The organism is Kitasatospora sp. NPDC050463 (genome assembly GCF_040655255.1).
Lineage (GTDB): Bacteria > Actinomycetota > Actinomycetes > Streptomycetales > Streptomycetaceae > Kitasatospora.
The window spans coordinates 1-8,293 of the sequence record NZ_JBFAJO010000154.1; the positions used below are offsets into that span (position 1 = coordinate 1).

14 protein-coding genes are annotated in these 8,293 nt (G+C 68.2%); 1 reads left to right on the forward strand and 13 read right to left on the reverse strand.

The annotated features are described in order from the left end of the window. Positions 1-301: 301 nt before the first annotated feature. The 12 genes from AB0J08_RS40365 to AB0J08_RS40420 all read right to left on the reverse strand — a co-directional run bounded on the left by AB0J08_RS40365 (position 302) and on the right by AB0J08_RS40420 (position 6,033). Complete coding sequence (locus AB0J08_RS40365) at positions 302-559, reverse strand: hypothetical protein (protein ID WP_360644774.1); 258 nt, start codon at positions 557-559, stop codon at positions 302-304. Between the two features lie 14 nt (positions 560-573). Next, on the reverse strand, positions 574-1,914 hold the full coding sequence (locus AB0J08_RS40370; RefSeq protein ID WP_360644777.1) for a S8 family serine peptidase: 1,341 nt from the start codon (positions 1,912-1,914) through the stop codon (positions 574-576). Positions 1,915-2,392: 478 nt separating this feature from the next. Beyond that, a complete protein-coding gene (locus tag AB0J08_RS40375) occupies positions 2,393-2,749 on the reverse strand; it encodes a hypothetical protein (protein ID WP_360644780.1) in 357 nt (118 codons plus the stop codon). A 40-nt stretch (positions 2,750-2,789) separates the two neighbouring features. Further along, the gene (locus AB0J08_RS40380) at positions 2,790-3,008 is read right to left on the reverse strand and encodes a hypothetical protein (protein WP_360644783.1); all 219 of its coding nucleotides are present in this window, start codon (positions 3,006-3,008) and stop codon (positions 2,790-2,792) included. 25 nt (positions 3,009-3,033) lie between these two features. After that, the gene (locus tag AB0J08_RS40385) at positions 3,034-3,264 is read right to left on the reverse strand and encodes a MarR family transcriptional regulator (protein WP_360644786.1); all 231 of its coding nucleotides are present in this window, start codon (positions 3,262-3,264) and stop codon (positions 3,034-3,036) included. A 102-nt stretch (positions 3,265-3,366) separates the two neighbouring features. Next, positions 3,367-3,696: an esterase gene (locus tag AB0J08_RS40390; protein ID WP_360644789.1), complete on the reverse strand. Its 330-nt coding sequence runs from the start codon at positions 3,694-3,696 to the stop codon at positions 3,367-3,369. 98 nt (positions 3,697-3,794) lie between these two features. Next, positions 3,795-4,007, reverse strand: a complete 213-nt coding sequence (locus AB0J08_RS40395; protein WP_360644792.1) for a hypothetical protein — start codon at positions 4,005-4,007, stop codon at positions 3,795-3,797. A 56-nt stretch (positions 4,008-4,063) separates the two neighbouring features. Then, positions 4,064-4,339, reverse strand: coding sequence for a hypothetical protein (locus AB0J08_RS40400; RefSeq protein ID WP_360644795.1), 276 nt, complete (start codon positions 4,337-4,339; stop codon positions 4,064-4,066). Beyond that, positions 4,339-4,722, reverse strand: a complete 384-nt coding sequence (locus tag AB0J08_RS40405) for a hypothetical protein (RefSeq protein ID WP_360644798.1) — start codon at positions 4,720-4,722, stop codon at positions 4,339-4,341. Before AB0J08_RS40405 ends, AB0J08_RS40400 begins: the two co-directional genes overlap by 1 nt. A gap of 96 nt (positions 4,723-4,818) precedes the next feature. Continuing rightward, a complete protein-coding gene (locus tag AB0J08_RS40410) occupies positions 4,819-5,181 on the reverse strand; it encodes a hypothetical protein (protein WP_360644801.1) in 363 nt (120 codons plus the stop codon). A 142-nt stretch (positions 5,182-5,323) separates the two neighbouring features. Further along, the gene (locus tag AB0J08_RS40415; RefSeq protein ID WP_360644804.1) at positions 5,324-5,791 is read right to left on the reverse strand and encodes a hypothetical protein; all 468 of its coding nucleotides are present in this window, start codon (positions 5,789-5,791) and stop codon (positions 5,324-5,326) included. Between the two features lie 41 nt (positions 5,792-5,832). Further along, entirely contained in the window at positions 5,833-6,033 is a 201-nt protein-coding gene (locus tag AB0J08_RS40420) for a DUF317 domain-containing protein (protein ID WP_360644807.1), read from the reverse strand. Between the two features lie 398 nt (positions 6,034-6,431). Between AB0J08_RS40420 and AB0J08_RS40425 the strand changes: the two genes are divergently transcribed. After that, complete coding sequence (locus tag AB0J08_RS40425; RefSeq protein WP_360644810.1) at positions 6,432-7,253, forward strand: S1 RNA-binding domain-containing protein; 822 nt, start codon at positions 6,432-6,434, stop codon at positions 7,251-7,253. Here AB0J08_RS40425 and AB0J08_RS40430 read toward each other — a convergent pair. Further along, positions 7,250-7,993, reverse strand: coding sequence for a hypothetical protein (locus tag AB0J08_RS40430; RefSeq protein WP_360644813.1), 744 nt, complete (start codon positions 7,991-7,993; stop codon positions 7,250-7,252). The genes AB0J08_RS40425 and AB0J08_RS40430 overlap by 4 nt on opposite strands. Positions 7,994-8,293: the final 300 nt, after the last annotated feature.

Sequence of the window (8,293 nt, forward strand, 5' to 3'; positions counted from 1 at the left end):
CAGCCTCGGCTACCGCAGTCCAGCCGGCTACGAGAACGTCCTGGCGGCCTGACCACCACACCGAGGGTGTCCGTCAAAGCGGAGCAAGCTCAGCTGGCATCCAAAGCTTCCTGCCTCGCCCCACAGCCAGCCGCCTTCGAAGCTCTGGAAGGCCGCCCAGTTCGTTCCCCACGGCCGCCCTCAGCTGATCGCGGGTTCCGATCCCGGTGGCAGAACTGGATCCGCGCTACCCCGGATATGACCTGCTGCACGGCAGTATGAGATCCCGGCCGAGTGGACCGGCCGGGACCTTCGGGGGTGGTTACACGGGCCCGAACGGCTCGATCTTGGGGTTCGCGAAGGGCCCGGAGAACTCACCAGGCTGTCCGTGAGCTCTGATGCGAGCGGCGGCGGACTCTGTGACCAGTAGAGCGTAGAGGTCCTGGCGCGGGTCCAGGGAAACCAGGCCGTACTCCTGATCGATCTCCTCGGCTGACAGTCCGAGCTTGTCGAGGGCATGCTCCATCGCCGCTCTCCCTGGGAGAGTCACGGTCATGAGGAGGGTGTGTTCCTTCAGCATGCGCACCGCCAGCGTCAGATGAGTCCCTGCACTTCAAGTCTGTCCAGCAAGCCAGGGACGCTAACGATCCCATGGCCGTAGTCGTATGTGAAGCCTCGCCCGGTTACGTCGTAGGCCGCACCCCGAAGCACGTCGCGCATCGCCTCTGGGGTGATCGTCCCAGAGGGGAACTTGCTCCTGACCGCCGCCAGTACCCCAGCCGCAACGGGGCACGCGGTGGAGGTTCCGCCATCTGCGGAGCCAGATCCGTACACTTCCGATCCCAGGAAGTGAGTGTAGGCACATAGATCAGGTTTGTGGGTGTCCAATCGGCCTGGCCCCTGGGAAGAGTAACCTACCCGTTCGTTCTCGGTGCTTACACCTCCGATGGACAAGACATCGGGGTGCGAGTTAGCACCCACGATGGTTCGCTCAGAGTACTTACATCTGCTAACGGGACAAGGGCTTCCGCCATTCCCCGCTGCAAACAGGACGTCCGCGCCAGCGCTCTGGAGCGCGCTCACCACGATGTTGAACGGGTGACTCAGGTTGTTCGAGTAGTTCCCAGGGTCTCCCTCTGGGAAGTCCCACGCGGGGTCGTAACACCCCCAGCTGTTGCTCACCACCAGCGCCCTTCGGTCCCCCATGCTGTCCAAGACGGTCCGCAGGTACGCGAAGGCGGCGATGCCATCCGAGGTGAGGGCCTCCATACGGTTTCGCGCGTGTCGCATAGTCCGAAGCAGAGCCACATCGAGCAACGTGGCCCTGGGCGCAGCGATCCCGGCGCCGAAGGCGCACATGGTTCCATGCCGGATATCGTCCGGGGCCCAGGCAATGGGTGGGGTCCAGCTCCTATCGGCGGCGACCCTGATCTCGGCCCCCGCTGCGGCCAACCGGTCCGCGTCGATGCCGACGTCAACTATCGCGATCAAGACGTCAGCGCCGTCCATCCCCCGGGCCTGGAGGTCCTTGGTCTTGAGATGATCGCTCACGTCCTGCCACGTACCAGTCGGGGCGTCGCCTGGACAGGCGGGCATGGCCTCGAGCACCGGATCCGAAAAGATCCCGACGATGTTGGGGTTGGTCGCACTCAGCCGGGCTCGACGCGAGGCCAGGTCGTCGTCGCCAATTTCGCCTCGGACCAGAACACTCGCCACTTCCGGCTCAAACGAGAAGAACATTGCCTGGTGCATCGACAGTGGATCGCCGTCGCTGGCTTTCGGCACGGGCTTCGGTAGAGCCACCGGCAAATATGACTCGTCCAACTCGACTCCGGGAAGGTCTCCGGCCACGTCTGCCGCCGTCTGCTTCTCCGGGTCTTGCATGACTGCCAACGTGACATCGGGTACCGGCCGGATCTGGATCAAGATGCGCATTTCCTCCACCACCTGGCTGATCTCGGGCCTGCGAGCACCCCCTTTCAGGTTCCTCCCAAGGCATCGTCTCGGCGAACGGGTGGTGGGCCATGGGCCCGCACAACTCCATGAGGACCTGTCGTCCGCGGCCAGGCCGCACGCCCCACAGGCCCCTATACCTGCACGTACTCGCCTGGGCCACGGTCGCAGTGCAGAGGGGCTGCCTGGACGGCGAGTTGCTAGCGGTGCCGCCGGACGGTTCCGTTCGAGGACGTCGCCCTTGCGGTAGAGCAGAGCTGGGATGCCTACCTCTTCATCGTGACTCGCCCGGGCCGGCGCGACGGCGTGGGCTCCATGGCGGGCCGGCGGGGGCCTGGCGTGATTGCTCACGCAGGGCGGGAATACGACACGCGCGGAATAAGTGCTCTCCGCCGGTATAGGGCAGAGCGAAGGGGACCGCCACCAGGCCGGTGGCGGTCCCCTTTCGCAGTGGAGGCGATCAGCGCTCGATGTCGGGCGTGCTGCCGGACATGGGCAGGCTGCCGTTTCGGCTCAGTCGGTGGAAGCTGAGCCGGACGGCGGCCGGGCGCAGGGCGAGCTCGACGGCCAGAGCGTCGGCATCGAGGGCGGGCTCCCGTCGGAGCCGCTCGAGGACGAGCTGGTCGGTCCTGGCGTCACCTGCTCGCGCAGTCCGGTACGCGGCGAGGGCGGCTCCGCCCAGGACGGCTAGGCCGAGGGCGCACATCGCGTAGGAGGCGGAGAGCGCCGCGACGATCGCGGTGGCGGCACCCAGAACGGCGAGGAGGCCGCACGCCACGAGGACGTACGGCCGAGGTCGGGACGGGCGGTTGGTCATGAGGTTGAAGTAGTCCTTCCAGACCGGGCCGCAGCCGTCGTCAGCTGCGGTGGGTCGACTTGGGGAGTCCTCCCCGAAAGTCGCAGCCGAGGCACTCGTCCTCTCCCTGGATGTGGCCTTCGTACCAGCCGTGCACTGCGGCGTGCAGGATCGCCTCCTCGACGGTGCGCACGGAGGCGACCGCGTTGGCGCCGACCAGCTGGAGCACGGCGGAGTCCGGAGACGGGAACGGCGGGGAGAGCATCGGAGAGGTGCTCATGGGTGGAGAGCGTAGGCCTGGCGGGTCAGCCGGCGGACGGGTCGACGGTCTCGGTGGCAAGGTCGCTGCGGTAGCCCTGGCCACGCGGTTTCCAGACGGCGAAGGTCGCGGGCTTCCAGCGGGGGCGGTCCGGGATGCTCTCGTCGTCGGGACTCGGCAGGGCGCCCCTGCTTCTCCGGCTGCGGGCGGCTCCGACGCTGATCCCGAGGTGCGCGGCGACCTCGGCGTAGCCCCAGAGCTGCTGGTCGTCGGCCATGGTGTCCTCCTCGGTGTCCGGTGACGAGGCTACGCGGTATGGGCGGGTGGGGGCACGGTAAGGCCGCCCTGCCGGTGGAGGGCCGCCTGCCACGGGGGCCGGTCAGAGTTCGGCGAGCCGGTTGGAGAGGCTGAGGGCGGCCGTGGCGACGGCGAAGGCGGAGCATAGGCCGGTGACCTCGCGGACGGTGGGGCGGACGAGGTGCGGCCAGTCGTCGGGCGCGGCGTGCCAGGAGCTGAGGTGGACCTCGGTGGTGGCCAGGCCGAGGTGGGCGGTGACGTCCCAGCCCGCGCAGCTGGCCTCCTCCCACCGAAGGCTGATCCGGCCGAGGGGGAGACGGGGAGCATCGGCGGGCAGCCACAGGACGCCGATCGGGAGGACGGGGTTGGCGGGTGCGTTGTGGACCAGGACGCCGCGGACTCCGGTCGGCATCGGCCGGAGGGCGAGGCTGTCGAGCGGGTGGGCGGTTCTGGGGACGTGGCGAGAGGTGATGCGGTCCTCCTGGTTCGGTGCAGTCCGGGGGGTGGTGGTCAGGCCCAGGCGAGGTGGTTGCTGACGGCGTGCGGGAGGTAGCCGTCTTGGCCGTCCTCGCCGATGTAGGCGATGCCGTCGTGGACGACGACGTCGGTGCCGACGTAGTGCGCGAACGGGAAGTCGGGGTTCACGGCGAGGCGGACCCGCAGGTTCGGGTCGAGGTTCTGGAGCTGGGCGAGCAGGTCACGGACGGTGAAGTACTGGGGCATGGCGGGTCTCCAAGCAGGTAGAGGGACGACGGCGGGGGTGGGTGAGCCGGTGGCGCTCACGGGAGGTCGAGTCGGAGCAGGCCGCGCAGGACGGCCGGTCCGGTCGGGGCGGGCGGGGTGTGGGTGGCGAGGTGTCGCTTGCGGGACTCGTTGACGTAGCCCTTGGTGGGGCTCTTGAACTCCCAGGCGCCGCAGGTGCAGACGGCCTGGGAGTAGCTGCGGCCGGGGCAGTCGGGGTGCAGTGGCTTTCCCGAGCTGGTGTGCTTGTGGTCCGGCGGGCAGACGGAGTTGTCGGGGTGGTGGTTGGTCAGCGGTGCGCGGTGGGCGGCCATCAGGTCCTCTCGGTCGGTGGTGCGGTTCGCTGGGTGGCGGGCCGTCGGCGGCGGGGCTGGATGAGGACGAGGTCGTCGGCGGGCCATGGGTCGCAGGTGTCCCACGGGTCGCCGGTGGTGAGAACGACGGTGCCGTCCGGGCCGTGGACCTCGGGGAGACCGCAGACGCCGCAGCCGCACGTCGGGTCGTACGGGCTCGGGCGGGCACGGTAGGGGCCGGAGGCGAAGTAGCTGCTCCGTGGAAGCCGTGCGGGCTCGACAGGGTCGAAGGCGGAGACGATCAGGTCTCCGGCGCGGACTTGATCGGCCCGGGCGATCCGCAGGCTGGCGCTGGGGATGATGAGGCGGCTCGCGCGGTGCTCGGTGGTCGTGGTGACCACCACCGGGTGGAAGTCGGCGTGGTGGGTGTGCGTGCTCGCTCCTTGGCAGTTGGCGGTCTCTCCCTGGGCTGTGGGACCGGGGAGGTCCTGGTCAGTGATTCAGTCAGCGAGCCGGTAGGAGCGCATCGGGAGGGACTCGCCCTCGGTCGCGCGGACCACGAGGCCGTCGGCGGCCAGCCGGTTAAGCGATCTGGCGACCGTGCGGTCGGGCAGGTTCAGTGCGTTGCCGATCTGGCGGACTCGGGCACCGTCGGACGCCTTGGCGAGGTGTGCGACGACCTTCGGGTCGCGCCGCAGGCCCAGCTCGTGGACGTCGTCGAAGGTCAGCAGCAGACCGCTGACGGTGATGCAGAGGCTGCTCAGGAAGTCGGTGGTGTTCGGCTGGACGGAGAGGGCGGTGACAGCGCCGAGCGCGGCGATGGCCAGTCCGGGGATGCGGGTGACGTCGATGCTGAGCTTCACGCGGAGGCCCTTTCGGTGGTTTGCGGGTGTGCCCGAAGACGGGAACTGCTGGTGACGGCCGAGGGAGGGTCCGGAGGCTGGCCGGGTGCCCGGCGTGGGCCGGGCACCCGGGCAGTGCGGTGTCGTGCTGGCGGTGTGTGGCTCAGCTGGCCAGGACGAGGGAGGCGCTGGTGACGTCGGCCGTGGTGTCGAGACCGACGGCGAGCGGTCCGGTCGAGGCGCTGGCCTTTTGGTCGGCGAGCCAGCGGGCGACCGAGTCGGCGCAGGCGCTGCAGTCGTCCTCGAAGGAGAGGCTGCCGTCGCCGATGTAGACGTCTACGACGTCGTCCTCGTCGGGGTCGAAGGGCGACGCCGCCGCCGGGTAGAAGCAGGCGAGCCAGGCGTGGTGGTCCTCGGCGGGGCGCGCGATCTGGCTGTCGTCGTCGGTGATCAGGAGTTCGCCGCTGGGAACGAGCAGGGACAGTGCGAAGTAGCCGTCACCGGTGTGGCCGGGCTCGAAGGCGAGGCCGCGCTGCCGGAGGGTCTGGTAGATCGTGCGTCCGGCGACGGGGCTCTCGCTGGTGGGAAGTTCGTCGGTGAGCGCGGACTCGATGCTTCGTACGAAGGCCAACGTGCCCCCTGGTGCTGGTTGGGCGATGCGAGTGGGGGCGGTCAGCTTGCGGGGGTGGCGATGAGCGCGGCGAGGAACCCGGCGACGGCCTCGGACGGGGTGTGGACGCCGAACTCCTGGGTCCACGGCTCGGCGTCGGCCGGGCGGACCTGGATGCGCCAGACGATGCCCCGCTGCCAGGCACCCGGATCCTCCGGAAGCCAGCCGACGTACACGCGCCCGTCCGGGCTGGTGCAGTGCACGTTCGCCTCCGGGGTGTCGACGGTCGGCTAGCCGAGCCCGACGAGAAGCGCGAGCACGGGCTCCGCGCAGTGGTCGGAGGCGAGCCAGGAACGGTCCTCGACGGCGGGGCGGACGGTGGCGGGCAGGAGGCTGCTGGGCGCGTTCACGGGGGCTGGTCCCTTCGTTGACCTGCGGTTTCGGCGACATGAGAACTTTGACATGCGCCATGCCGAAGTTCGTAGTCATTTCCGGGATCAGTTCGGTCTGCTTGTGACTTCAACGGATAGTTTGCGAGTCCGTCCCTCTTCGACCTGGGTCTCGACTTATAGTTTGCGAGGCGTTCTGTGACTCAGCAGGCTAACTGTCGTGTCAGCACGGAATCTGTCGTCTGCGGTCGGCCCCGACTAGGCTCACCTCCATGTCCGAGCCAACCCCTGACCCTCGCCTGCAGTCCTTGATCAACCAGCTCCGGCCGGGGGTTGTGAGAACGGTGAAGGTCATCGGATTCGACGGAGCGGACGTCCTGGTGCAGCTCGTGGATGCCGAAGGAGAAGCGACCGAGATCGGTCGGATTCCTCTGCACGAAGCGTCGATGCGTCGGATCGAGCATCCATCCGAGCTGTTTGAGGTCGGCCAGGAGATCGATGCCGAAGAAATCGGGCGTTGGCGCGAAGGGCAGCTTCACCTCTCCGCCAGGGCGTGCGAGACCCCGGCCCTGCGGTCCTTCCTCCTCGCGCTCGAACGCGGGCAGGTCGTCACCGGGACGGTCTCCGAGGTTCACAACTTCGGGGTCTTCGTTCACGTCGACGGCGAACCCGAGGGCCTGTGCACCGGCTTTATTCGGGTGCCGGACCTGACGTGGGGCTGGATCAACCACCCCTCCGAGACAGTCGAAGCCGGCCAGCGGATCACCGCTGAGGTGATCACCGCCGAGACGCGCTCCGGACAGGTCACGCTCTCCTTGAAGGCTCTGCAGGAAGATCCACTCATTCGGTTCGCGGATCAGGCCGGCCGAATCCTCACCGGGCCGATCACCAAGATCGTTCCCTTTGGCGTGTTCGTGCAGCTTGCCCCTGACGTTGTCGGGTTCCTGCATCTCTCTGAGCTGACTGACGAGCCGACCGAGACTCCGGATCAGCTTGTCGATGAGGGCCAGCTGATCACGGTGGAGGTCGCCGAGGTCGACCTCCAGCGTCACCGGGTGCGACTGGGCGCTGTCGGCGGAGCGGACAGAACCTAGCGAATGGGCATGCTGGTGCCCGATTCGATCTTCTCGATAAGGGCATCGCCATGCTGACAGAGGACCCTGCGTAGGGCCGTGTAGTGGTTCAGAGCGTCGGGACGGGAGAGCTGGAACCAGGTGTTCGCCCGGCGCTCCCGCCAGACTTGGCGAACCTCCGGGGGCTGTTCGGCTTCGACCTGCCGTGGCGCGAAGAGCGGCTCGCCGCCGGTGACATAGGCCCAGACGAACGCGGACGCTTCCTGGCGTACTCGGTCGTCCAGGTTGGGGCGAACGGGCCCTGGGACGGGCGGAAGCCTGGTGATGATCTCGTTCCAGATCTCGGATGACAGGGACCAGCTTCGCAGCACCTCGCGCCGGCGCTGGTAGTTGGTGGGGTCTGTCGCGCGGTCGAGTTCCTCGGCCAGGTAGTGCAGAGCGGCGTTGAAGGCATCCTGCCCGTCTCTGAGCCACCGCAGGAGCGTGCCCGTGGCCACGAACTGGCCTCCGGCAGGGTTGATGCCGAGGAAGTCTGCGGCGTCACCCTGCGCCCTGCCAGAAGCCTGTTGGACAAGGAGGACGGCTGCGAGACGGCGTACGGACTTCGCTTCCGCGTCGATCTGGAGCGGTGCGAGATGCTCCTGATACCAGCGTTCCTCCAAGAACGCGGGAATGTGTTCAGGGCGGTAACCGCCCTGTCGTTCTGGGATTCTGGCTCCGCGCGGGCCGGTGCGCCGGTATGTGCGGGTCAGGGGTGCCATCGCTTGTCGCAACCTATCCGAGCACGAGGACTGATGCCGTTCGAAGACGTGGACCCATGGGGCTCTGCTCGCGCTGCCTGGGCGGGCGGCTCGGGCGTGGTCGACGAGTTGGTGGAGATCAGGATCATCGAGCAAGCGGACGGCCGCCGTCAGCAATCCGGCCGCCGCAACGGGGTCGCTTGGGGGTCTGTCGCGAACCGGGCGGGGGGCCTTCGCCCGTGAAGGTGGACACGCGGTTGGTAGTCACGCGGCGAGCGTGAGTTTAGCTGTGTGGTGTCGGTGTTCGTATTCGTTGGGGCT